General features: G+C 71.4%; 21 protein-coding genes. 3 read left to right on the top strand and 18 right to left on the bottom strand.

The genetic code is table 11. From position 1 onward, the window contains the following. Positions 1-1,301: 1,301 nt before the first annotated feature. From ACIBEA_RS41295 to ACIBEA_RS41260, 8 genes are all read right to left on the bottom strand, one after another. Complete coding sequence (locus ACIBEA_RS41295; RefSeq protein ID WP_399269113.1) at positions 1,302-1,655, bottom strand: hypothetical protein; 354 nt, start codon at positions 1,653-1,655, stop codon at positions 1,302-1,304. 353 nt (positions 1,656-2,008) lie between these two features. After that, complete coding sequence (locus tag ACIBEA_RS41290; protein WP_399269111.1) at positions 2,009-2,656, bottom strand: ankyrin repeat domain-containing protein; 648 nt, start codon at positions 2,654-2,656, stop codon at positions 2,009-2,011. Between the two features lie 471 nt (positions 2,657-3,127). After that, positions 3,128-3,514 (bottom strand): hypothetical protein, encoded by a 387-nt coding sequence (locus ACIBEA_RS41285; protein ID WP_399269109.1) that lies wholly within the window; start codon positions 3,512-3,514, stop codon positions 3,128-3,130. Positions 3,515-3,646: 132 nt separating this feature from the next. After that, on the bottom strand, positions 3,647-4,516 hold the full coding sequence (locus ACIBEA_RS41280; RefSeq protein WP_399269107.1) for a 4Fe-4S domain-containing protein: 870 nt from the start codon (positions 4,514-4,516) through the stop codon (positions 3,647-3,649). A gap of 384 nt (positions 4,517-4,900) precedes the next feature. Then, a complete protein-coding gene (locus tag ACIBEA_RS41275; RefSeq protein WP_399269105.1) occupies positions 4,901-5,866 on the bottom strand; it encodes an SMP-30/gluconolactonase/LRE family protein in 966 nt (321 codons plus the stop codon). A gap of 91 nt (positions 5,867-5,957) precedes the next feature. Next, entirely contained in the window at positions 5,958-6,842 is an 885-nt protein-coding gene (locus tag ACIBEA_RS41270; RefSeq protein ID WP_399269102.1) for a helix-turn-helix domain-containing protein, read from the bottom strand. A 214-nt stretch (positions 6,843-7,056) separates the two neighbouring features. After that, on the bottom strand, positions 7,057-8,316 hold the full coding sequence (locus ACIBEA_RS41265) for an MFS transporter (RefSeq protein WP_399269100.1): 1,260 nt from the start codon (positions 8,314-8,316) through the stop codon (positions 7,057-7,059). Then, positions 8,313-9,560: an acetyl-CoA carboxylase biotin carboxylase subunit family protein gene (locus tag ACIBEA_RS41260; protein WP_399269098.1), complete on the bottom strand. Its 1,248-nt coding sequence runs from the start codon at positions 9,558-9,560 to the stop codon at positions 8,313-8,315. The genes ACIBEA_RS41265 and ACIBEA_RS41260 overlap by 4 nt, the downstream gene beginning before the upstream one ends. A gap of 155 nt (positions 9,561-9,715) precedes the next feature. Between ACIBEA_RS41260 and ACIBEA_RS41255 the strand changes: the two genes are divergently transcribed. Further along, entirely contained in the window at positions 9,716-11,146 is a 1,431-nt protein-coding gene (locus ACIBEA_RS41255; protein ID WP_399269096.1) for a PLP-dependent aminotransferase family protein, read from the top strand. On the opposite strand, the gene ACIBEA_RS41250 is transcribed toward ACIBEA_RS41255, so the two are convergent. From ACIBEA_RS41250 to ACIBEA_RS41230, 5 genes are all read right to left on the bottom strand, one after another. After that, positions 11,139-12,485, bottom strand: coding sequence for a hypothetical protein (locus tag ACIBEA_RS41250; protein WP_399269094.1), 1,347 nt, complete (start codon positions 12,483-12,485; stop codon positions 11,139-11,141). The genes ACIBEA_RS41255 and ACIBEA_RS41250 overlap by 8 nt on opposite strands. A gap of 142 nt (positions 12,486-12,627) precedes the next feature. Continuing rightward, a complete protein-coding gene (locus tag ACIBEA_RS41245; RefSeq protein WP_399269092.1) occupies positions 12,628-13,371 on the bottom strand; it encodes a hypothetical protein in 744 nt (247 codons plus the stop codon). Further along, positions 13,368-14,012: a phenylalanine--tRNA ligase beta subunit-related protein gene (locus ACIBEA_RS41240; protein ID WP_399269090.1), complete on the bottom strand. Its 645-nt coding sequence runs from the start codon at positions 14,010-14,012 to the stop codon at positions 13,368-13,370. Before ACIBEA_RS41240 ends, ACIBEA_RS41245 begins: the two co-directional genes overlap by 4 nt. A 239-nt stretch (positions 14,013-14,251) precedes the next feature. Then, positions 14,252-15,736: an MFS transporter gene (locus ACIBEA_RS41235; protein WP_399269088.1), complete on the bottom strand. Its 1,485-nt coding sequence runs from the start codon at positions 15,734-15,736 to the stop codon at positions 14,252-14,254. Continuing rightward, positions 15,733-16,191 carry a MarR family winged helix-turn-helix transcriptional regulator gene (locus ACIBEA_RS41230; protein WP_399269086.1) on the bottom strand — a complete coding sequence of 153 codons (459 nt, stop codon included), beginning with the start codon at positions 16,189-16,191 and terminating at the stop codon, positions 15,733-15,735. Before ACIBEA_RS41230 ends, ACIBEA_RS41235 begins: the two co-directional genes overlap by 4 nt. A gap of 135 nt (positions 16,192-16,326) precedes the next feature. On the opposite strand from ACIBEA_RS41230, the gene ACIBEA_RS41225 reads away from it, so the two are divergent. Next, the gene (locus ACIBEA_RS41225) at positions 16,327-16,638 is read left to right on the top strand and encodes a DUF1330 domain-containing protein (RefSeq protein WP_399269084.1); all 312 of its coding nucleotides are present in this window, start codon (positions 16,327-16,329) and stop codon (positions 16,636-16,638) included. 200 nt (positions 16,639-16,838) lie between these two features. On the opposite strand, the gene ACIBEA_RS41220 is transcribed toward ACIBEA_RS41225, so the two are convergent. Continuing rightward, complete coding sequence (locus tag ACIBEA_RS41220; RefSeq protein ID WP_399269082.1) at positions 16,839-17,039, bottom strand: hypothetical protein; 201 nt, start codon at positions 17,037-17,039, stop codon at positions 16,839-16,841. 125 nt (positions 17,040-17,164) lie between these two features. Between ACIBEA_RS41220 and ACIBEA_RS41215 the strand changes: the two genes are divergently transcribed. After that, positions 17,165-19,996 (top strand): tetratricopeptide repeat protein, encoded by a 2,832-nt coding sequence (locus ACIBEA_RS41215; RefSeq protein ID WP_399269080.1) that lies wholly within the window; start codon positions 17,165-17,167, stop codon positions 19,994-19,996. A 143-nt stretch (positions 19,997-20,139) separates the two neighbouring features. Here ACIBEA_RS41215 and ACIBEA_RS41210 read toward each other — a convergent pair whose 3' ends face one another. From ACIBEA_RS41210 to ACIBEA_RS41195, 4 genes are all read right to left on the bottom strand, one after another. Further along, the gene (locus ACIBEA_RS41210; protein ID WP_399269077.1) at positions 20,140-21,000 is read right to left on the bottom strand and encodes a MerR family DNA-binding transcriptional regulator; all 861 of its coding nucleotides are present in this window, start codon (positions 20,998-21,000) and stop codon (positions 20,140-20,142) included. 123 nt (positions 21,001-21,123) lie between these two features. Next, positions 21,124-21,849 (bottom strand): peptidylprolyl isomerase, encoded by a 726-nt coding sequence (locus tag ACIBEA_RS41205; RefSeq protein WP_399269075.1) that lies wholly within the window; start codon positions 21,847-21,849, stop codon positions 21,124-21,126. After that, complete coding sequence (locus ACIBEA_RS41200; protein ID WP_399269073.1) at positions 21,846-22,934, bottom strand: hypothetical protein; 1,089 nt, start codon at positions 22,932-22,934, stop codon at positions 21,846-21,848. Before ACIBEA_RS41200 ends, ACIBEA_RS41205 begins: the two co-directional genes overlap by 4 nt. 109 nt (positions 22,935-23,043) lie before the next feature. Continuing rightward, complete coding sequence (locus tag ACIBEA_RS41195; protein ID WP_399269071.1) at positions 23,044-23,853, bottom strand: DUF6042 family protein; 810 nt, start codon at positions 23,851-23,853, stop codon at positions 23,044-23,046. Between the last annotated feature and the right edge of the window lie 48 nt (positions 23,854-23,901).

The raw sequence follows: 23,901 nt of genomic DNA, 5'->3' as shown, positions 1-23,901 counted from the left end.
CCCGCGGAGCGGGTCCCCAAGCGCTGCGCGCTTGGGACTGAACCGCCTCGCTGCGCTCGGCGGCCCGCCTTCGGCGGGCTGTCCTTGCGCTGCGCTCCAGGACAGAGCCGGCCTTCGGCCGGAAGTCCTACGCTTCGCTTCGGCCAGAAGTCCTACGCTTCGCTTCGGCCGGTCAGGGCTCCGCTGCGCTCCACCCTGACGAGGCCTGCTTCGCAGGCCTACGATCTCCCGCGCTGTGCGCGGGGGGTGACCTCGTTTCACGAGGTCTGGGCCTTCGGCCCGTTGGGTGGGTCCGCTTCGCTCCCCCACCCTCAGCCCTTCCGGCTCCGCCTCCAGGACAGCCCGCTACGCGGGCGGCTTCCTGTAGGAGTCGGCCCTTGTGGCGTGAACTTACTCAGCAGGCGGACCGCCATTTCATGCCCGTACTCGTGAGCCCAGTCCAGGGCCGTTTCACCGTTGATAGCTACTGTCGGGTCAGCTCCGTAGGCAAGAAGGACCGCGGTGAGTGCACTGTCGATCGGCCTGCCCGACTGGACTGCCGAGTCCCCTTCCAGGTCGACAGCGTGCATCAGGAGAGTCATTCCCCAGCAGACCTCATTGACGTCGGCTCCCTCATGAAGCAGACGGGTAAGGGCAGCAGGATCGCTCGACTCAACCGCCTGGTGCGCAGGAGTCCAGGGGTTGATAGGAGTCCCGTTCATACAGATCCCCAGCTGAAAAACGTACCCGGACAGTGCAGTCGTCAGTATGCATCATGTGGGACTAGATGTGTGTAGCTGTGTAGAATCCCGAGAAAAACGCGACTTCTTCCCCAGCGCAGATTTGTGTCGCGGCTCACTGAAACTGCGCAGTGAGCCGAAACAGCCGCCAACCTGCACAACCCCAGGTCAAAGCATGACGACTACTCAGTTTCACTGGCCGACGACACTTCGCTGTCCAGCGGCAACTGATCCCGGTGGTAGCAACATTCACCGCATGGAACTGCCACCCACCAAACCACTCGCACAGCCCTAAAGGTTGAGCATGCGGAACGCACGTTCTTGCCGAACACCTCGTAGTCGAGGGTGACAAACGACTCGTAGAGCAGGCGGTCCCACATCGTCGAAGGCCCAGATCGGTCAGAAGCCCCGAGGCGGGGCGGCATCGGGTCGCTGTATGTGACCTCGCTAAACACCTCGCCGGGACGTGCTTGTGGTCGCCCTCCCAGCACGCGTTGCGCCACGTCTGGGGCCGGCGCAGGTGGACATCACTCCGCCGCCTCGCCCGTCCTCCGCCCGACAACGCCGCCCTCTGCCCCGGATTCAGATCCCTCGGACCGCCCGGTGCAGCGTCGCCAACGACGGCACACCCTCCACCTCGCACGCAACGTCCCCCTCAGAACCCGTTACGGCGCCCGCCTCGGCCAGCAACTCCCGGTGCACCGCTGCCGCGTTCCCGCACCACCGCGCCAGACGCGCATGGACCTCCGGCGTGATCGTGAACCGCTCCTGCGCCCGTGCCCCCGTACGGCTCTCCTCGCGGGCTGCGGCCAGCCACCGCCACACCGTCCGCAACGACACCCCCGCCCCGGACGCCATCAGCCGGGCATGCTCCGTGCGGAGCTCGCCCCGGGCCTCCAGCACCAGCAGTCGCGAGACCGCCTGACGACGCGCCAATACAAGTGGCGCAACCCGACCGGGACCACGGTCTCCCGGCATGCTGGTCCCGCCCATACAGCCTCCCCCTACCGGGCATCCCCATGACCGGTGTCAGCGGTCCCGCCCTTCATGAAGCCCCGATCCGCGGCGCGGTGTCACCGCAATCCGCATTCCCCGGACACCAGGCGACCTCATTGGGTAAGGCCCTCCCCGGGCGGCGAACCCCGCCGTTACCGAGCCCGACCGCCGACCCTAGCCCGGCCAGCGTTAATCCCGTGCCATCGAACCCGGATCGTTTGCCGCTGAAGTCGGACGACCGGTGACAGTGGAGTTGGGCCCCTGAAGAGCGCCGTCGCGAGGCTGAACGATCGCTATGCCGGATTCCCGGCTTCCGTTGCGGGCTCCTGGTCCGTGGCGGGAGCGACATCCACAGCAAGGAGGGCAACGGCGATGCGCTCGGTCTTCCGCCGACGCTCCGGATGGCATCCGAGATGTTCCCGCGCGGCGGCCAGGGTCTCGGCCGAGGGCACGGCACCACGGCCGAGCAGGCGGTGCACCATCTCTTCCTGCCCGAACCAGACCACCCAGTCGAGGGCGGACTTGTCCTTCATCATCGCGTTGATGTCCACCCCGCGGTCCAGCAGCAGGGCTACCGTCTCCGGGTGCCCCTCGTCGCCGGTCGTGGCTGCCAGCACCAGTGGAACGTAGCCCAGCCGGCCCTGGGCTCCGGTGCGGGCGCCGGCATCGAGAAGAACTCCGACAACCGCCGTGTGCCCATGGCTCGCAGCCAGGCACAGCGGCGTCGACTCCTGGTACTCACCCGCCTGCTGCTCCAGATCGGCCCCCGCTGCGACAAGTCGGCGGACGACATCGGCATGCCCCTTTTGTGCCGCCTGGTCCAGCGCCGTGCGCCCGTCACCGTTCGGCGCATCCACCACGGCACCCTGCTCCAGCAGCCGGGATACCCCGATCTCGTCGCCGTTGCCCGCCGACCTCACCAGTTGATCCGCGATGTCCATACCCTGATCATTCCGGGCCTCCGGGCCGGGCGAACACCGGGGACCGCCCAACAGACTCCTACTAAGCATCGAGGCGGAACCTCGACCAGCGCATTCCGGTCCGGTCCAACTTCGCTGTCACGAACCGCCGATCGCCCTCACTGGCAACCGATCCAGTTCCGATGGCGCGGGACAGCGGTCCAGGAACTACGGCGAGGACCCACCCGCAGGGCGGACTCATCGTCTCTTGCGAGGAAGAACTCACCTACGCGCACCATCCGCCGATCCTCGCAGCCCCCAGGGCCACTCATTCGAGCGGCCGGACTGTACGACCATCAGGTGGGGCAGGCGTCCAGGTCCTCCGAATCGGTCCAGATCTCAGGTCAGAGGACACCGTCCAGCCGCGGCCGTGCCGGGGAACCGGGAGTGCCGGTGACCGACGACGCCGCCCCCTCCGGTCGGGTGGGCAAGCCAGTGCGCGGGGTGGCTTGCTCAGGCTCCCCTTGGGGTTGGCCAGCGTGCGTCGCGGTCAGCCGCGATGGCGGAAGAGGCCGTGGCCGGGCCTGACCCGGCTCCCGGTCGTCCTCCGTGGGCGGCGGCACGGCGGGCCTGGAGGCGGGCGGCCTGTTCGCGGGCCACGTCGTCGGCGTGGCGGGTGCCGCACATGGTCAGGCCCCGGCCCTCCAGACGCCGCCACGCGCGGAGATCTCCTCCCAGCACTCCATCAACCGCGGCCGGGAGCCCGATCGTCGCCCCCTCGACGGTCTCGATGTGCCGGTCCCGGTCCTCCGGGCAGTTCGCCGCGTCCTCGTGCGCCAGCGCGTCCTCGTACAAGGGCGCATCGCCGGTCCGAGCCCAGGGGACCGTGGAACGGGCCACCGCTGTATCCGGCCCAGAAGTCGCTCCTATGGCCCGTCGAGGAGGTCCCGTCGAAGTACCCACAGCGGGGCAGCAGACAGAGTGCCGGCCGGTGTCCGGGAGGCGCGGCTCGGGTCGGGTTCGGGGTGTTCTTCACCAGCGAATGGCGGTGAAGTCGACCGGCCTGGGCTTCAACAGCCGCGTGCGCTCCGTCAGTGCCCCCAACCGCCGGGACATCTCGTCGGCTGGCAGTCGGCGGCGATCTCCGTGGCCGGGCAGGACCCATTCGAAGCGGAGCCGTCCGGTTGTCCTGATCAGTGAGGTGGCCAACTCCTGGATGGAGTACCAGGTCACGCTGTCCGCGACTTCCAGATCACCGGTGGCGCGTGACCAGTAGAAGCTGTCCCCGCTGAAGCAGTATCGGTCATCCGCGAGGTAGAGGACGCTGCCCGGCGTGTGGCCGGGCAGGGGGTGGACGGTGACCCCCTCTGCGATTTCCTGGGGTTCGAGGCCGCGGATCACCTGGTCCGCGTCCGGCGCCGCATCGAGGTCGCCCTCGTGGACCCACAGCCGGGCGCCGAAATGGTTCGCGTAGCGGCGGCCGTGTGCGGCGTGGTCGCGGTGGGTGAGGAGCACATCGGTGATCGGGCCCGATGCCGCGTAACGGTCGGCGAGTTCAGGACTCCATCGCGGTGTGTCGATCATCATGGCCGTGCGCGAAGGCCGCAGGAGCAAGTAGGAATTGGCCCCGGCAGTGTGCTGCGAGTTGTGCCCGCACAGCAGTACACCGCTGTCCAAGGCCATCGGAAAGGGATCGAGCGTCTGGTCCAGCCGCCCCGAGGGAGGGTGGATCGAGCGGGTGGGGCAGGCGAAGGCGGCTGCGTGTAAGCGGCGCCTCTCCGCCTCGTCCTGTGGCGGGTGCAGGATCCGGGACCTTCCGTCGGCCTCGCCGATGAGATCGGGCGCGAGCTGCCGTGCGACATCGCAGTTGAAGCAACGGTCGTCCACATACCAGCCGTCCACGGCAGATGTCCTTCCAAGGGGCGTTGACCCCGATCGGGGCCGCCTTTCAGGGATACCGCACCCCGGGACGGAATCGGTAGGGCCTACGGATCTTGTACTTCCGGGCCCGACCCGCTCTCTCGACCCGATCGAAGCCAAGGCGTTCGGGTCGTGCCTCGTACCGCGCGACCGTCCCGTTGGATGCCTGGCAGTGACACCGGGAAGGGCGTCGACACCGTGCCCCACCTCGGAGGAAGGTGACTCCCGTGAAGTCCTCGGTTCCCCGCGCTGATGGGGGCTCTCGCTCACCCGGACGACGAGTCGCTGCCCGACGGCTTGTACATCGAAGCATGGGGACGCAGCTGAGCGCTGGTTCCGCGCGCGCCGGCCGAGGGAGGCGGAGGCTCAGTCCCTCAGGTGGGTGAGGAGGAGGTTGGGGTCCTTGGCGGTCAGGTAGGCGGCGCTCGGGACGTAGGCGGTGTGGCCGTACAGCGCGATGGAGGTCGGTCCTTGGAGGCCGTCGGCGGCGGTCAGGACGGTGGTGTGGGTGCCGTCGTGCTGGACGAGGGCGACCTCGTTGACGGTGTTGAGGGCGGCGATGATCTGGTCGCCGCGGCCGGTGAAGGCGAAGTCGTCGATGCCGGCCAGGCCCGTAGCGGTGATCCGGGCGATGCCGGGGCGGCCGTCGGCGCGGATCGGGATGCGGACGATGGTGCCCTTGTCGAGGTTGGTGGCCCACACCGCCCCGTTGTGGAGCTTCAGGCCGTTGGCGCCGAGAAAGCCGGCCGGCGCCAGGGCCGGGTCGGTGGACCAGGCGGTCGCGGCGCCGCCGCCCGCCGGCACGCGCCAGATGGTGCCGAGGGCGGAGTCGGTGACGTACAGGGTGCGGCTGGGGGCGTCCAGAGCCAGGCCGTTGGGCAGCCCGGCTGCGGGCAGCGCGGCGATGCGCTGCGGTCGGCCGCCCGGGCGCAGGCGCCACACGCCGGTCAGGTCGTCGGTGCCGGTGGCGTAGAGGAAGTACAAGGTGCCGTCGTGGGCGCGGACGATGCCGGTGGTGAGGGGGAAGCCCAGTGCCGGGGTGTGGACGCCGCCGTCGGCGGGCGCGGGCAGGGTGGCCAGGATCCGTACGGCACCGTTGCGGGAGACCGCGGCGATTTGGCGGGCCTTGGCGAAGGTGACGTACGCGGTGCCGTCGGGGGCCAGGGCCAGGTTCTCCGGTGTCTGGCCCCTGGCCAGGTCGAAGTGCACGACGGTGCGGACGTGGCCGAGCGGGGCGGAGGCGGCTGAGGCCGGGGCCGGAGCGGCCAGCGCGAACGAGGCGACGGTAGCGACGGCGGCCGTCACGGCGGCCTTGGAGATTTTGGTGAACACGGGGGTTCCTTCCTTCACTGTTCTCGGGCATGCGGCAGCGACACGCCGACGCAAGAGGGGATGGAGGGCGGGCCGGGATGGGTGGGGTGGGTCAGCCGGCGCTGAACCGGCTGTCCGAGGGGGCCGGGGCGGAGCGGGTGATGGCCTGGGCGAGGAGGTCCAGCGCGGCCCGCGAGGAGGAACCGGCCGTCGTGGTGGCCACCACGACGCTGGGGCCCGGCCCCTGACTCAGGGTCTGCTGAGTGGCCGTCAGTGAACCGACCAGTGGATGGCACATCTCGTAGTCGGCGACCGTACAGGTCTTGACCCGGTGGTCGGCCCACATCGAGGCGAAGTCCTCACTCTTCGCGCTGAGCTCACCCAGCAGGGTGTGCAGTGCGGTGTCGTGCGGATGTCGGCCCGCCACCAGGCGCAGGTTCCCGACCACCGCCCTGGCCTTGCTCGGCCAGTCCGCATACAGGTCACGGGTATGGGCGTCGAGGAATACCAGCCTGGCCATGTTGGGGCGTTCCGCCGGCTCGTCCGGTGCGGCGGGGTCGAGGTGTCCGGCGAACAGCGCGTGGCCCAGCCGGTTCCACGCCAGGACGTCGCTACGGCGGCCGAGCACGATCGCGGGGACGCCCGCGAGGGCGTCCAGCAGCTGGGCGGTCGGCTCCGTCACGCGCTCCGGGGCTGGGCTGCGCCGGCTTCGGGAGGTGGTCGGCCGGGCCAGGTCGTGCAGGTGCAGGCGCTCGGCGTCATCCAGCCGCAGTGCCCGGGCGATCGCCTCCAGCACCTCCGGCGAGGCGTTCAGTGAGTGCCCCTGTTCCAGTCGGGCGTAATAGGAGGCGCTCACCCCCGCCAGCAGCGCCAGCTCCTCGCGCCGCAGCCCCGGCACGCGCCGCCGTTCCCCGTAGGTCGCTACCCCGACCTCGCCGGGGCGCAGCTGGGAGCGCCGCGTCCGCAGGAAGTCCCCCAGCTGTGATGTCCCGTTCATGGCTCCGAGTATGAGTCGATGCGCAGCGCGCAGCCTCTCCCTGCCGTGGAGGGGCACCGGAGGGTCTGGCTCCTGCGGTCCGGCCGCGCAGACCCCGTGAGCCCTCTACCGGCCTGCGCGCACTCGTCAGCCCCTCACACGCGGTCAGCCGCGGCGGCGGGAGAGGCCGCGGCTGGGACCGGCCGGCTGCTGCCGAGGCGCGGGGGTGAGGGCGCTACCGCCCGCTTCGCTTCGGGGAGGCCGGCATGCCGACGAAGGCGGCGAGCGCGGCGAGGGCGGCGACGGCCCCGCACGCGAGCCATACGGTGTCGCCCATCAGGGCCCACGCGGCGACGCCCGCCGCGGGTCCCACGGCGGAGCCGACTCCGAACATCGCCTGGGAGGCGCCGAGGTACCGGCTCCGGTTCTCGGGCGCCGCGGCGAGCGCGGGGTAGGCGGTCATGGTCGGGGAGCCGATGATCTCGCCGACCGACCACACCACCGTGGCGGCCACGAGACCGGCGACGCCCCACGGCAGCGCGTACGCGGCGAGGCCGCCGCCGACGGCGAGGATTCCGGTGATGGTGGCGATCCTGGCGGGCCAGTGCTGCACCTTCCGGGTCACCACCAGCTCGCACAGGATGACGATCAGGCCGTTGACGGCGACGAGGACGCCGTAGACGAAGATGTCGAGTCCGCGCTCCCGCACCGCGAGCGGGAGCGTCGACAGGTACTGGGTGTAGACCGCGGAGAAGCCGAGGATGGCGAGCAGGAACAGTACGAAGCTCCGGTCGCCCAGCACTGCCCGGTAGCCGCCCGGCCCCGCGTGCGCCTGGGGCTCCGGGGCGGACTTCGCCCCGGCCGGGCCGGCGGCTGCGGGCCGGGGCCGGTCGCGCGGCAGGAGCCGGGCGCCCAGTACGGCGACGCCCAGGGCGGCGGCAGCCTCCGCCCAGAACAGCAGGGTGTACGAGTGGGCGACCAGGGCGGCGCCGATGAGCGGCGCCGCGGTGGTCCCGATGTTGGTGGCGAGGCGGTACATGGCGAAGACCATGACGCGGCGCTCCTCGCTGGTGAATCGGCTGACCAGCTCCGCCGAGGCCGGCCGGTAGACCTGGCTCGCCGCGCCGGTGCCCGCGGCGAGCAGCAGCATCGCCGGGTACGACCCGGCGTACAGGAAGGCTGCCGTGAGCGCCGCGTTGGCCGTCATCGAGGAGACGATCGAGGCCCGGACGCCGATCCGGCCGACCAGCCAGCCGCCGAGGAGGATTCCCGCCACCGCGCCCGCGCCGTGTGCGGCGAGCGCGAACCCGGCCCGCACCTCGGGGAATCCACCGGCGACCAGGTAGAGCACCAGGAACACCTGGAGGAAGCCACCGAGCCGGTTCACCATGATGCCGGCGATCGCCGCCTTCACCGGCAGGGGCGCCTCGCGCCAGGTGAGTACGACGCCGGCCGCCTCGGGATCGCCCGTACGGGTCGCCCCCTCGACGCTCATCGCGGGGCCGGGACCGGCTCGGCCGCTTCGAGGAGCACCGCGTCCTCGGCGGCGTCGAGGGTCTCCAGGCAGCCCTCGGCGGTGTCGGCGCAGGCCACGAGCATGGCGTACCGGCCGGTGTGCGAGGCGGGCGGGAGTTCCAGGACGTGGCCGGGCTGTGCGACCACGCGGGCGATCTCGATGCCCGCGGGCAGCCGGTCGCGGTCGATGGTGACGCGGCCGACGACGGTCTCCACCTCGGGGTAGAGGAAGCGCACGGCGGCGGCGCCGCTGCGCGCGGAGCCCTGCTCGGGGCGCTGTCCGAGCGAGAGACGGGCGGCTGCCAGGCCCGCGTCCCAGCCCGTGGCCAGCAGCCCGAGGTAGGAGATGAAGTCGCCGCCGCTGCGGGCGTTGACCTCCACCAGGGCGGGGCCGCGCGCGGTCAGGCGCCACTCCGAGTGGGTCCAGCCGCGGGTGATGCCGACGGCGGCATGCACCGTGGTCAGGGCGCGCAGCAGCTCCTGGTCGGCCAGCAGCGGGTCGGCGGCGTCGACGCAGTGACCCACCTCCTCGAAGTTGGGCGGCGGGCTCAGTTCCTTGCGGGCGACGAAGAGCGGGGTCACCTCACCGTCCCAGATCAGGGCGTCGACGCTGATCTCCGGGCCGTCCAGGTACTCCTCGATGAGCACGGGCTGCTCGAAGCGCTCGCGCACCTCGACCATGGTCGTCCCTCGGATGGCGGGGAAGACCGCGGCCAGCTCCTCGGGGGTGCGGGCCATGCGCGTACCCGTACTGCCCACGAGTGCCCGGGGCTTGACCACGACCGGGTAGCCCGTCTCCGCGGCCGCCCCGTACGCCTCGGCGAGGGTGGACACGGGGGTGGAGCGGGCCTGCGGGCCGTCGGCCCCGGCCACCGCGAGGCGGGTCAGGTGCTTGTCGCGGCAGGTCAGTACGGCTTGCGGGCTCAGCCCCGGGAGCCCCAGCGCGGCGGCCACCTTGGCCGCCGGAAGGATGCGGGTCTCGTCCCAGCACAGGATCGCGTCCGGGGCCACGGTCCGGGCCGCCTCGATCATGCCGTCGGCGTCCAGGGTGTCGACGCGCGTGTGCCCGGTGATGAACGGCGCCTCCCAGCCGACCTCGCGGTCGGAGAGGAGCCAGATCCGGTGGTCACGTGCCACCGACTCCAGGAGGTGACCACGGGTCTCCTGGTCCATGGGGCTGATCAGGACCAGCAGCGGGGACGGGGAGGGGGAGGGGGAGGGCATGGCACGTGGACCTTTCGGCGGGGTGTATCGGCTGGTCAGTCTGCTGATCAGGCACGTTGCACGCCAGGCCATTTGACCGGCTCGCCACCGGACCAATCCGGATCCGGCTGTAAATTCGCCATGACCGCTACAAACAGTAATTTTGGGGGGACAACATGACGTGGCACGTCATACTGGAGGTACAACGCGACAGCCCGGAGCCACTCGGCTCCCAGATCGCCGACCAACTGCGCAGACAGGTGGAGCAGGGTCGGCTGGCGCCCCGCTCCAGGCTCCCTTCCAGCCGCCAGCTCGCCCAGGACCTGGACGTATCGCGCAGTGTCGTGGTCGAGGTGTACGAAAAGCTCACAGGGGAGGGCCTGCTGGAGTCGGTCCGCGGCTCCGGTACTCGGGTGGCGGCCCACGCCGATACCCGGATCAGGAAGCCCGTGGTGCTGGTCGACCGGGCGATCCCGTCGGCGCGGTTCAACCTGCTGCCGGGCACGCCCAATCCGGCCACCTTCCCGCATCGCGAATGGATGGCTTCCTACCAGCGGGCCGTGACCACCGCCCGCTACCAGGGACTCGGCTATCCGCCGCTGCTCGGCGTCGAACCGCTTCGTACGGAGCTGGTCGCGTATCTCGGCAGGGTCCGCGGTGTGCTGGGGCACCCGGACAACACCATGGTGACGGGCGGGTTCGCCCACGCACTGGGCCTGATCTGCGCGGCCCTGAGCGAGCTGGGCATAGACAGGCTGGCGGTCGAGGACCCGAGCCATGACCGGCAGCGCCAGTTCGTCGAGGAGAACGGGATCCGGACGCTGGCCGTGCCGGTGGGGCCGGAGGGGGTGGAGATCGAGCAGCTCTACGCCAGCCGGGTGCGGGCCGTCCTGGTCACGCCCTCGCACCAGTTCCCGCTCGGCGTGCCCATGTCGGCCAACCGCCGGCAGGAGCTGGTGCGGTGGGCGCGGGACACCGGCGGCTGGATCATCGAGGACGACTACGACGGCGGGCTGTGGTTGGAGCACCGCGGCCGTCACCTGGCGCTCCAGCCGGCCGACCCCGAGCGGGTCATCTATGCCGGCACGGCGAGCAAACTCCTCGCTCCCGGGCTGCGGTTGGGCTGGCTGGTACTGCCACCGGCGCTGACCTCGATGATGGAGACGGTCCGGGTCAGGCGGGACCTGGGCGGCGACGGCCTCATGCAGCTGGCGTTCGCGGACTTCCTGCGCAGCGGCCTGCTCGACGGGCACCTGCGCAAGATGCGTACGCGCTACCGCGCGCAGCACGGCATGCTGACGCAGGCCGTGGAGCGGTACCTGCCGGCAGCGACGCTGATCGGCCCCGTCGCCGGACTGCACGTCGTCGCCGCGCTGCCGCCCAGGACCGACGAGGCGGGCCTGGTCGCCGAGGCGCTCCGGCAGTCCGTCCTGGTCAAGGGCAGCGGGGCGTATTACGACGATCCGGCGACGGCCCGGCCCGGGCTGGTACTGGGGTACACGGCCCTGGGCCGGTCGGGCATCTCCGAGGCGGTCCGGCGCATCGGGGAGGTGTACACGCAACAGTCCGATGGGACGCGCCCGACGCTGATGGCCCCCGTCAGTTGAAGGGGGAGAGCGCCGGACGGGACCGGATCCAGGGGCTGAGGACGGTGCTCGGTCCGAAGCGGTGCTGCGGAAGCAGCGACCGGTCCGCGTCGAACAGCCGGTCCTGGTAGAAGCTCCGCAGGTACGGGGCTCCCGAGGTGCCGCCCGAACCCGTGGTCTCCGTGGGCAGGTAGCGCATCGCGACCCCGTAGTGGATCTTCCGCCAGGCGAACAGCTCCTGGTCGAGGCGGTGGGCGGCGTCCAGCACCCGCCGCCCCGCCTCGTGCTCCGGTACCCACCGCAGCAGCTCCCGCAGTGGTTCGAAGTCCGGGTTCTGGTGCATCAGGACGTAGGCGTTCTCCGTGGCCTCGGCGAGCGCTTCGGTCTTCTCCGGGTGGACCCCGAGCAGGTGGATGTGCAGCAGTTGGGTGGGGAAGGCCTGGACGGCGCTGGCGTCGCCCGTCGCCTCTCGGAAACCCTGGAAGTGCTCCACCGGCATCGTCCTGCGCATGACAAGCAGGGCCTCGGTCTGCGCCGCGGCCAGGTCCGCCGCGCGCGCCAGGCACTCGGCGGCGTACTCCCACCGCCCGCCGCGCAGCCACTCCGCGGCGGACATCACCCGGGCGAGCACCCCCCACGTGGTGGCCTCGACGAGGTGGATCACCCGTAGGAAGGTGATCTCGTCGTGTTGCGTGGTCTGCGGCAGCACGGCCAGGTGCTCCAGGACGTTGGCGGGGCCGTGCGGCGTGAGCGCGTAGTCCCGCCAGTGGCGCGGCGGTTCGGGCGCGGCGGCCCGCAGCGCGGGCGCGCGGCCGTTGGTCAGGGAGACCAGCGACCCGAGCCGTGCGATGCGCTCGGTCAGCTGCGCGTCGGAGGGCAGGGCGTCCTGTGCCCACTTCTCCGTTCCGTCGAGGGTGCGCTGTTCGTACGCGCGCCAGCTCTCGGCGGTGGCGCGGATCGTCTGCCAGCAGGCCCGCTCGACGACCCCGTCCGGGGCGTGGCTGCGGGTGCCGAGCAGGTGGTTGAGGAGGCGTACGTTGCCGTAGGGCTGGTAGCGCTTGCCGCGCCGGTCCAGCGGGCCGCCGCCGCGCGAGGCGACCTCCTGGGGCGCCTCGCCCTCGGGGAGGGCCAGCTTCCACTCGGCCTGGAAGACGAGTTCGGCGAAGCGGAGCATCGTGTATTCGCTGCGGCTGAGCCGGTCCCGGTCGAGGGCGAGGAGGACGGCCACGTCCTCGTACGCCTCGGCCATCCAGGCGCGCAACGCGGGGTCGAGCAGATCACGCCCCACGGCGCGGGCGTTGCCGATGTAGTCGGTCAGGTCGAAATCGAGTACGGCGCGCAGAGTAGCGGTGGTGCGCATCGCGCAGTTCCCCCCAGATGCTGGTGGCGCTGATGAGTTGCATGGTGCGGCGGAGTCGCGGGGCCGCGGACCCGCGGGGTCGCAGGGCCGCGGGGTCGTGGTCCCGCGGGGTCGTGGTCCCGCGGGGTCGTGGTCCCGCGGGTCACTCGGAGAGGGCCGCCGCCGAGCACGGAACGCTGTCTCCGCACGTCGGGAGCCGGTCCAGGACCTCCAGGCGGCTCTCGGTCTCGGCCGCCAGTGCCCTCGCCGTGTCGGCGAAGTGGTCTTCCAGCTCGTCCGGGGTACAGCCCGGACGGCTCCCCTGGTGACTGCCTTGGCGACTCCCTTGCGCGTGCGGTCCCCCGGCCGCACACGACGTCCCCTCGGCCCGCGTCACCATGGGCAGTGCCAGCCAGGCCTCGCCGAGCCGGTCGTTGACGAACGAGGCCGCGGCCCGCGCGGCGGCCATGTGCCGCTGCGGGTAGGGGCCGACGACGTCGGTCGCGCCCACCATCAGCAGCTCGGCGACCCGCACGGGGTCGAACTCGCCTTGCGTCGACGGGAATGCCGACGGGTACGCGGCGGCTACGGCGTCGAGCTGACGGGCCAGCGACGCCAGTGCCCCGACATCCGCGGGCCGGTAGAAGTGGATGGCCTGCAGGGTGCACCCCGCGGCGGTGAACCGGGCCACGACGGACCGCTGTTGCTCGGGGCCGCCCGGGACGCGGACGTAGACCCCGCCGACGTACTGGCGCTGCCAGCGGGCCGCGGCGGCGTACACGTCCGGATGCCCGCCCGCCTCCGGCTCGCCGACGCAGATCAGGATGCGCCGCTGGTGCCGACTGGGCAGGGGTTCCTGCGCGAGTTCCGCGTAACCGGCGGCCGAGAATCCGGGCGCGCCGGTCACAGTCTCACCTCCAGCACGTCGGGGGCGGCACCGGCGTCCAAGAGGAGATCGCGCAGCAGCCGTACGGCGCCGTCGAAGTCCTCGGCATCCAGTCCGGGTGCGTCGTACACGGTGAAGACCAGGTGCCGGGAGTCCTTGGTGACGCTGGTCCGGCGGTCGGGACCCTGGAGGACGGAGGCGACGATCGCGGCCCCGTCCCGGACGACGGGCTCGTCCTGGGCACAGGTGATGGTGGAGCGGAAGCCGGCGAAGGTCTCGCCCTGCACCGCCCAGTCGAAGTGCAGGTCGCCTTCGATGGCGTCGGCGTCCTGGACGCCCATCAGTACGCCGCTGGTCAGCTCGGCGTACAGCAGGGCATCGACGGCCGGCCCGATCACGGGCAGTCCCTTGCGGCGCGCCGTGGCGATCTGGCCGGGCAGCGGGCAGGTCACGCCGTGGGCGTCGAACCACCGGGCGTAGACCTCGGCGACCGCCGAAGGGCGCTCGAACACGTCGTCGGACCGTGACGCCAGTTCCTGGCGCCGCAGTTCGAGCAGGGTACCGAGAGCCGCGGTGTCCACCGCCGCCACGACGGCGGCGAACCGGGTCGGCCCGGCCCCTCCGGACGGCTTCTCGCCCGCGCTCAGTGCTGGGGCTTTCAAAGGGGTACTCCCGTTTCGCTTGCTGGGCGCATCTCGCTTGATCATTCCAACAGGCGGAAGCGGGCCCCCCAAGTCCACCGCAGAGGGTGCGGTCCAGACCAGTCCCACTATGTGGACTACGGCTTCCATCAGGACGTACGCCCCCCGGCCGAGCACCTACTGGCCGACCGACCCGAGAGGACACCCGGCCATGAGCACCGCCCTACGCGCCTACGCCTTCACCGAGCCCGACCGGCCGGTCATCGGCTCGATCGGCCCTGGCTCGGCGCGCCGGTCGTGGCCGCGGTGGGGTCGGTCCCGGGCGGGCGTCGGCGGGCGAGAGCGGTCGCGGTCAGGGCGGTGACCGTCATCGCGGCGATGCCGACCAGCGCCGCGGTGGTGTAGGCGTGGTCGTCCGGGAAGAGATGACCGGTGTGGGTGCCGGTGGCCAGGACCAGGCCGCCTGTCGCGCTGCCCAGGGAGTACCCGACGCTGCGGACGACGTAGTTGAAGCTCATCGCGCTCGATGTCTCGCTCTTGGGCGTGACGGCCAGGATGACGCTGGGCATGGCGGCTGAGAAGCTGCCGACGCCGAAGCCCAGCACACCCATCGCGACGAGCAGTTCGGCCAGGTTCGACCGGGCCGTGGCGAAGAGGAGGAACCCGCCACCGACGATGACGGCGCTGCCGGCCAGGAGTGCGGGTGCGTCGATCAGCGTCCGCACCCGGGGCGCGAGTTTGCCGGCGACGAACCCCAGCACCGAGAACGGGACGAGGACCAGCCCGGCGACGAAGGTGGTCAACCCGAAGCCGTAGCCGGCGCTGTGCGGCGTCTGCGCGTACCGCGTGATGAGCGTGAGCAGGAGGTACATGCCGATCCCGCCGACGAACATGGCGATGTTCGCGCTGGCGACCGCCGGGTGCCGTACCGCTCGGACATCGACCAGGGGGGTCTTGCTGCGCAGCTCGGAGGCGGTCCAGACGCAGAGCAGGAGCACGGCGGCGGCGGCGAGGATCACCGCCACGGTGAGGTGCCGGCTCCACAGGTTCCGCTGGCCGGCCAGGAACAGGACGAGGAACAGTCCGCCCGCGAGGACGAGCGCGCCCGGCACGTTCACGTGGGCGGAGCGGCCTTCGGGAGCCGCGGGGATGGAGCGCCACGCGGTCAGGAAGGCGACGGCGGTGACGAACAGACCGAAGCCGTAGGCGGCCCGTACGCCCCCGATCTCGGCGAGCAGTGCGGTCAGCGGGTAGCCGACGCCCGCGCCGATGATCGAGACCACCGAGATCAGGGCGATCGTCGCCGTGCCGCGCTCCTCGGGAAGATGGTCCCGGGCCACGCCCATCATCAGAGCCGTGAGGCCGAGCCCGACTCCTTGGGCCGCCCTGCCGATGAGCAGCCCCGCGAACGGCAGTGGCAGCACGGTCAGCGCGCTGCCGACGACGACGATCGCCAGCGTGGTGAGGATCGTGGCCCGTCGGTGCGGGCCGGCTCCGAGCCGGCCGAGGACGGGCGTCGCGACGGCGCCGCTCAGCAGGGCGACGGTGAGCGTCCACTGCGCGCTGTCGAGCGAGACGTGGAACGTGGTCGCCACACTGGTGATCAGCGGCGTCCCGAGGCTGGCGACCGCCGCCACGACCAGGGCGATGAACAGCAGGGCGGGGGCCAGCAGCCGCGTGTCGGAGCGCTCCGGGGCGCGCTCCGGGGCGCCCTCCGGAGTGTCCCCCGGAGTGCGCCCCGTCACCGCTTCGGCCCTTCGCGGTCCCGGCTTTCGAGCTCTGCCAGGTGCGCCAGCGCCGGAAGCGCCGCCGCCAGGGCCTCGACCTCGTCGTCGGCGAGTTCGTCGATCAACCGCGCGAGCGCATCGACGCCGGCCTGGCGCCGCGTCCGGACGTACGCCGCGCCGGCCTCGGTCAGACACACCAGCGTGACCCGCTTGTCGGACGCGTCGCCCCTCCGCTCGACCAGTCCGGACTCCTCCATCACCCGGACCAGCACGGTCATCGCGGGCTGGGTGACGCCCTCGATCACGGCCAGATCGGTGATGCGTCGCGGGCCGGTCCTGTGCAGGGTGGCCAAGGTGGCGGCGGACGTGACGCTCATATCGCGCGGAAGGCGTCTCACAGCCCTGGTGGCCAGCCCGTAGAGGGCCGACCCGATCGCGGTGGATGCGCCACGAATGGGGTCTTGACGGCTCATGCGCGAAGCATACAATATTTATATTGATTTTTTATGCATCTCTCTCCCGGGGTACTAAGGAAGACGTCGCCGGGATCGAGCAATCCGAGCGTCGATTCGGAGTCGGACATGTCCGGCCGAACACAGGAGGTTTCCATGGCCAAGGGCTACTGGGTCAGTGTCTACCGTGCGATTTCCGACCCTGAGAGGCTGACTGCCTACGACGAGCTGGCCGGTCCGGCCGTCCGTGCCGGGGGCGGGCGGCTCCTGTCCCGTGCCGGTCGAGTCGTCGCCCACGAAGCCGGAAACACGCAACGCGTCATCCTGATCGAGTTCGACAGCTTCGAACAGGCCGTCGCGGCATACGAGAGCGAGGCGTACCAGAAGGCGCTGGTGGTCCTCGCCGACGGCGCCGAGCGCGACTTCCGCATCATCGAAGGTCTCGAAGGCGTCGAAGGCATCGGCTGACTGTCTCGCTGACCTCGTCGACGAAGCTCACGCTCGCCCACAGCGGCAGGAACGGGAGCGGGGGCTGTGGCGGAAGGGTGCCGCGGTCGACTCCGGCTTGGTGGAGACCGACGAGTCGACGCGCACGCTGCGGGCGGGCCGGCCCCGCCCAGCAGCCAAGATCTCGTCCAGCCCGATAGTCCTGACCGGGGCCACTGCCGTCACGTCAGGACCGCGGCGAGGGCGGCGGTGATGGCGGCGGCCAGGGTCAAGAACGCCGCGAACGCGGCGGCGGCGCGCAGGCAGGCCGCGGGGTAGGTGGCGCCGTCGAGGCGGGCGAGTTTCCCGGCCGCCGCGGCGACGATGAGGGCGGTGATCAGGATCAGGCAGACGGTGAACAGCGCCACGGTCAGAGCGGACATGTCGAACTCCCCGGAGATGCGGATCGGTTGATGGATCGACCGTCTCGAATCGGGTGTGCGACGGGGTTCGGCCGGGCGAAGATGAACAATGCTGAACAGTGGCGCGCACACCGGCCGGGGGAACCATGAGCACCGCAGATGAGGAACAACCTGCCGCCGACGGGCGTGGTGAGGCCCTGTCCCGGTTGCAGGCGCGGTTCGCGGACGCGTTGGCGTCGAGGGACCAGACGGTCACCTGGCTGGCGGGGCAGGCCAAGGTGGGGCGTACGGGGGTGAGCAATGCCCTGAACAAGCCGACCGTTCCGAGCGCGCGGACCGTGGCCGCGATGGCGCGGGTGCTACGGCTCGATGAGAAGGGGCTGCTGGAGCTGCGGCGGCAGGCGGAGGAAGCCCAGGAGCGCGGGTCCGGCAGGCCGGGTCCGGTCGTTGCGGCCTCGGCGGGCAGGGCCTCGGCGGGTGACGAGGGTCAAGTGGTGGGCCGGCCCGCTCTGTTGGTGGGGGCGCCGCCGCTGGCGGCATCGGCGTTCCAGCCGCGCGAGGAACTCCGCGAGCGCATCGACGCGGCCCGCGCGGGAGGCTCCGTGGTGCTGACGCAGGCCAGAAGGGCGTCGGCAGGAGTGCTGTCGGGGATGGGCGGGGTCGGCAAGTCCCAGCTCGCCGCGCAGTGCGCCCACCAGGCCGTGGCCGAGGGGAACCGGCTGGTGGTGTGGGTCCCGGCCGGCGGGAGCGCGCAGGTCATCACCCTCTACGCGCAGGCCGCCCTGCGGGTCGGGGCGCTCGGGGCGAGCGGGGAGGATCCCGAGCAGGACGCGCGGGCGTTCCTGGAGTGGCTGGCCACCACCGAGCGGTCCTGGCTCGTGGTGCTGGACGACGTCACCGACCCGGTCGTCGTCGGCCCGTGGTGGCCGCCGGCCCGGCCCGGCATCGGATGGACGCTGGCCACGACCCGGCTGCACGACCCGCGCCTGACCGGGGGCGGCCGCACCCGCATCGAGATCGACGTCTACACCCCCCGGGAAGCCGTCGACTACCTGCAGGAGCGGGTCACCGGTGACGGTGGAGGACACCTTCTGGACGGGCGGGAAGGCGAGGTCGCCCGCGTGCTCGGCCACCTCCCGCTCGCGCTGGGCCACGCGGCCGCGTACCTCCTCGCCGAGGAACTCACCTGCGCGCAGTACCTGGAGCGGCTCGAGGACCAGGCGCTACGGCTGGAGGACGTCCTCCCGGAGTGGGCGGACACCGAGGGCTATCAACGGCAGGTCACCGCCGCCCTGCTCCTCTCCCTGGACGCAGCCGGACAGGCCGGCCCCGAAGGCGTCATCACACCCCTCGTCCGGCTGCTCGCGCTCCTCGACCCGGACGGCCACCCCGAAGCTCTCTGGACCACCGCATCCGTCGCCGCGTTCCTCACCACGGCCCGGGATGAGGGCGCCGAGCCCGTTGTCACCACGGGCGAGGTGGTGCACGCGCTGCGAGTCCTACGCCGGTACGCACTGATCACTACCGACCCGCACACCCCGCACCGTCAGATCCGCATGCACGCCCTCACCGCCCGTGCCATCCGCGAAACCACCCCCACCAGCCGGCAACCTGGTCTCGCTGCAACTGTCGCCGACGCACTCGAGGCGATCTGGCCACCCACCGATCTACCGCGGGAGCTCGCACAAGCACTGCGGGCCAACGCCACCATGCTGCGCCAACACGCGGAAGAACAGCTCTGGCGGGACGGCGTCCACTCGGTGATCGTCCTCAACGGGCTCAGCCTCAGAGCCAGCGGCCTGCACCATGACGCGCACAGCTACTGGGCCTCGATCACGGAGAGGGCCCTGCGCACACTCGGGCCGGACCACCCCGCCACCATCGTCGCCCGCGCGAACCTCGCCGCGACCCACAGCAGCCTCGGCCGCCACCACGACGCACTCACCCTGCAAGAAGCCGTCCACAGCGACTTCGAACGCCTCTTCGGGCACGAGCACCCCGAAACCCTCCGCGCCCGCGCCAACCTCGCCGTCACCTACCACCATCTCGGCCGCCACCACGACGCGCTCGCCCTCCAAGAAGCCGTACGTACCGACTGCGAGGGCCTCCTCGGGCCCGACCACACCGATACCCTCCATGCTCGCGCCAACCTCGCCGACACGTACCGCAACCTAGGCCGCCCCCACGACGCGCTCATCCTCGAAGAAGCCGTCCACAGCGACTTCGAACGCCTCTTCGGGCACGAGCACACCGACACCCTCCACGCTCGCGCCAACCTCGCCGCCACCTACCACCAGCTCGGCCGCCACCACGACGCGCTCACCCTCCAAAAGGTGGTCCACGCCGACCGCGAACGCATCCTCGGACCCGACCACCCCAACACCATCGGCGCCCGTGCCAACCTCGCCGTCACCTACGGCAGACTCGGACGCCACCACGACGCGCTCACCCTCCAACAGGCCGTCCTCACCGACTCCGAACGCGTCCTCGGACCCGACCACCCCAACACCATCAGTGCCCGCGCCAACCTCGCCGTCACCCACAGCGAACTCGGGCGCCACCACGACGCACTCACCCTCCTCGAAGTCGTACACGCCGGCTCCGAACGCGTCCTCGGGCCCGACCACCCCGACACCCTCCACGCCCGTGCCAACCTCGCCGCCACCTACCACCAGCTCGGCCGCCACCACGACGCACTCACCCTCCTCGAAGCCGTGCACGCCGGCTCCGAACGCCTCCTCGGGCCCGACCACCCCGACACCCTCCACGCCCGTGCCAACCTCGCCGTCACCTACCACCAGCTCGGGCGCCACCACGACGCGCTCAGCCTCCTGGAGGCCGTGCACGCCGACACAAAACGCGTCCTCGGACCCGACCACCCCAACACCGTCAGCGCCCGCGGCAACCTCGCCGCCGCCTACCACCAGCTCGGACGGCACCACGATGCCGCGCGCCTGCGGAACGAGCCGGCTCCATAGCACCGGTACGGACGACGTGCAGATCCTCGTCGGAGGGCGCGAAGGTGCCCTCGGCGTCCAACAGCCGCCGGGGCAAGGGGTTGCGCTCGCGCTGCGCCACTTCGGGCTGCTCCTTTCGGGCTCGCTCTCGGCGCCGACGCCGGTCAGCAGGTCCGTGGGTCCGGGTCGCCGCCCTGATCGGGCGAGTGGAGCAGTTCGATGACACGTTCCTCGTACCGGACGCGGGCCGGGGAGAAGTCGTACGGCATCTTGCCGATGGCCTCCATCACGCTCATCCCCGTCCCGTCTCCTTCCTCGCCGGCGAGCTCGTCTTCCCGGTCGAGGAGGGCGTTGAGGGACTCCTCCAGGCCGGACCCTTCGATGGTGGTTGCCAGGGCGGTCTCGTGATCACATCGCTGGGCGGCCAGGTCCTCGATGCGGGGGTCGTCGGGGGACACGGTGTCGTCCAGGGCCGCCTCGGCCTCGGTCAGTCGGTCCTCCTCGGCCCGCAGATCGGGGTGGGTGGCCAGGACGATGAACCGGTCGGCCTGGATGGCGGCGCCCATGGGACCGAAGATGCGCTCCGTGACCAGGAGGGCATCGAGGTCGTCCGAGCGCAGGGCTCCGGGCGGTAGGTCCCGCAGGCGGCCGGTGACCAGCGGTGAGAGCAGGCCCAGGGGGCTGCCCACCTCGCGGAGACGATTCACGGCGGCCCGCTGGGCCTCGATGACGGCCGCCTTGGAAGCGAGGGACTGCTCCAGGTGGGCCAGGGACTGCTCGATGCCGGTGGCGCCCTTGAAGGCGGCGTTGATGTCGTCCAGGGAGATGCTCGCATCGGCCATCCTCCGGATCCACAGCAGGCGGATCATGTCGTCGTATCCGTAGCGGCGGCGGTCATCGCTGCCGCGTTCCGGTTCGGGGAGCAGCCCGATGGCGTGGTAGTGGAGGATGGCGCGGGGTGTCGTCCCGGCGAACGCGGCGGCATCGCCGATCTTGACCCGGCGGGGAAACGTGGGAAGGGGCATGCGGGCACCTCTCGATGTCGTGCTCGCCGCTTACTGGACCACATGCCGCTACGTCACGTGCAAACCACACGGCCGCCGACCTGCCCTGCGACTCCGACAGTGACCGGCGGACCGCCTGACCGGTCAGTGCCGGTCGGACGGGCGGACGCAGCGCAGCTCGGTCCGCAGCACGGGGGCGCCGTCGACCGGTGCGGGGTTCTCCGGGGTCGGCTGGATTCCTCCGGCGGCGACCTTGTCGAGTGTCGCCAGGCCGTCGGGGCCGACCGTGCCGAACACCGTGTAGTTCGGTCGCAGTGCGGAGTCGCCGTAGACGACGAAGAACTGTGAACCGTTCGTGTTCGGGCCGGCGTTGGCCATCGCCAGCAGGCCGCGCCCGTAGAGGCGGCGCGCGCCGGTCGGATCGGTGGGTGCGGGCGGCAGATCCACCGGCAGCTCGTCCTTGTACTTGTACCCGGGCCCGCCCTCACCAGTACCGGTCGGGTCGCCGCACTGCAGGACCTTCAGTGTCGGGTACGCCGTCAGACGGTGGCACACCGTGCGGTCGTAGAAGCCGTGCCGTGCCAGGTGCAGGAAGCTCTGGACCGTGCACGGCGCCTTGGCCCGGTCCACGTGCAGCGGGAGCGGGCCCTGGCTGGTCGGAACGGCCACATCGACCACGCCGCGGCTGGGGGTGCGCCGGGGATCGGGCGGCAGTGGAACGGGGCGCGCGGGCGGTTCGTCCGGGGTCTGCGCGTACTGGCACGGGCCGTGCGTGGTGCGCGGCGGAGCGCCGTCGGAAGCGGTGGCGGCACTTCCCCCGGACACGACTAACGCCACGGCCGCGAGTCCGCTGATCAGTGCTCGGTTCATCTTCCGCACCCTCCTGATGATCGCCAGGTCTTGGAGCGGTCGCAGTCTAGGGCGTGATGTGGTCGACGGGAATGGGGCAACTGGCGTTGCGCTGCCTGGGGATTGCTCCGGTCGGTGGGACGTGTCCGGAGCCAGTACGAGCGGGCCGCGATCGTCAGGGCGATGCCGTGGACGGCGAAGGCGACGATCCCGATCCAGGCGACCAGCAGGGCGTCGCCCGAGGAGTGGAAGTCGCCGCGCCGCATCGTCACCACGTCGGCCGTGGCCAGGGCCAGGTATCCGACTCCCAGGACGCCGTAGGGGGCGAGCGTGGCGGCGCCGAGCAGAGCCGGGGCGAGCGGGAGCCAGCGCGGCACCCGTCGACCGCGCAGGAACGGCGCCCAGCGCGGGAAGACCTGCCCCCACGGGCGGACCAGGCCCCAGAGCAGGAAGACGCCGAGCACGGCCAGCAGCGCGGTGGGGTCCAGGCCCCAGGACTCCAGGGTGAGGAAGATCCCCGAGGCGCCGTTGCGCTCCGAGACCGCGAGCATCTCCTCACCGGAGATCCCCGCGAACGTACCGCCCGATGCCCAGACCAGCTTCATCCCCACGTACGGGACGAAGGCCAGCGTCCCTGCCAGGGAGATGAGTTGGACGGGCCGCGGCGCGGCGGAGGGCTCTCGTACGGCGGTACCCGCGGGCAGCCGGTCGGAGCGGGCCGTGGCCGCGAGCAGAACCGCCCCGACCGCCGCCAGGGCCTTGTTCGCGGCGGAGGCCCCGCTGTCCACTCCCTGACCGAGCACCAGCGTGATCACGTCCATCAGCAGGCTGAACGCGATGGTCCCGGCCAGCGCGCAGACCACCCAGAGCAGTACCCGCAGCGCGGGCCCCAGCCCGTACCACACCACCGCCGCGCTGACCGAAGCCCCCAGTACCCCCACCGCCACCACCGCCCAACCCGGCGCGGAGGCCCCGCTCAGCGCGCACGCCAGGCCGAAGGCGGCGTACAGCACCGCCCACAGCGCCGTGGCCCTGGGCACCCAGTGCGGCCATCGCCGCCACCAGGCACTCCAGAGCGCCTTCGTCGTCCGTTCAGCACCAGTCATGCCCTGAACGTCGCACCGACCGCGGCGAGGTGGCGTCGGCCGCCGGAGCGATCCCCCTCCCCCAGCCGGGGGAGGTGCCTCCGGGGCGCGGGGACCCGGGCGCTCTACGTCACGCGTCGTCGGCGTGGCTCAGTTGGATCCTGGTCTCGTGGAAGTGCTCCCAGTCCATGACCAGGCGGAAGCGCTGGTGGGTCGCCAGTCGTTCCGCGTCGACGGGCTCCTGCCCGCGGTGCACCTGGGCGTCGCCGGACAGTACGAGCTCCACGATGGCGAGGCGGACGTCGGCGGCGTCCAGACCGGTACTGGCCGCCAGGCGGTCCAGGGAGGTGAGCACCTCCTGCGGTTCACCCAGATCGTCGATCAGGTGCGTGATGAAGTCGTTGACGAGCGGGCCGGTGCCCATCGTCCAGCGGATCGAGTCGAGCCGCTCGGTGAGTTCGGCGTCCAGGGTCAGCAGGTCACCGGGCAGCGGCAGTACCGGGGGCATCGACCATCGGGTGCCGTCCGGCGTCTCCTCGCGGCTCGCCAGGCCCCACGTCAGGTAGAGCTCGGACAACTCCCGCACGGTGCCGGGTACCGGGAAGCCGGCGGCGGTGAGCAGGGCGCCGAAGCGCTCCCAGCGCTTCGCCTCGGAGGCCTCGCGCCCCTCGGGCGCCTCGTCGTAGTCCCATTCCTCTTCGGTCCAGGAGAACGTGAGCGGGCCGTCGAGGCCGTCGGCGAGCATGCGCCAGTGGCCTCCGAACGTCTCCCGCAGGACATCGTCCAGGGATCCGGTGAAGTCCGGCTGGCTCGCCGTCCCGATCAGCATCGTCAGCGGCAGGCCCTGACGGGGCAGGACGTGCTCCCAGCCCGAAGCCCACCAGTCGTTGTGCATCGCGATGTCCCGGCGCGGTCCGGGCACAGACGGGTTCTCAGGCATCCGTGAGGTCCTCCTCGAAAGGCGGTCAGACGCTCGCATCGTATGCCC

The organism is Streptomyces sp. NPDC051555, assembly GCF_044454405.1.
Lineage (GTDB): Bacteria > Actinomycetota > Actinomycetes > Streptomycetales > Streptomycetaceae > Streptomyces.
The sequence above is the reverse complement of the archived record's forward strand: the minus strand, read 5'-3'. Positions and strand labels throughout refer to the sequence as shown.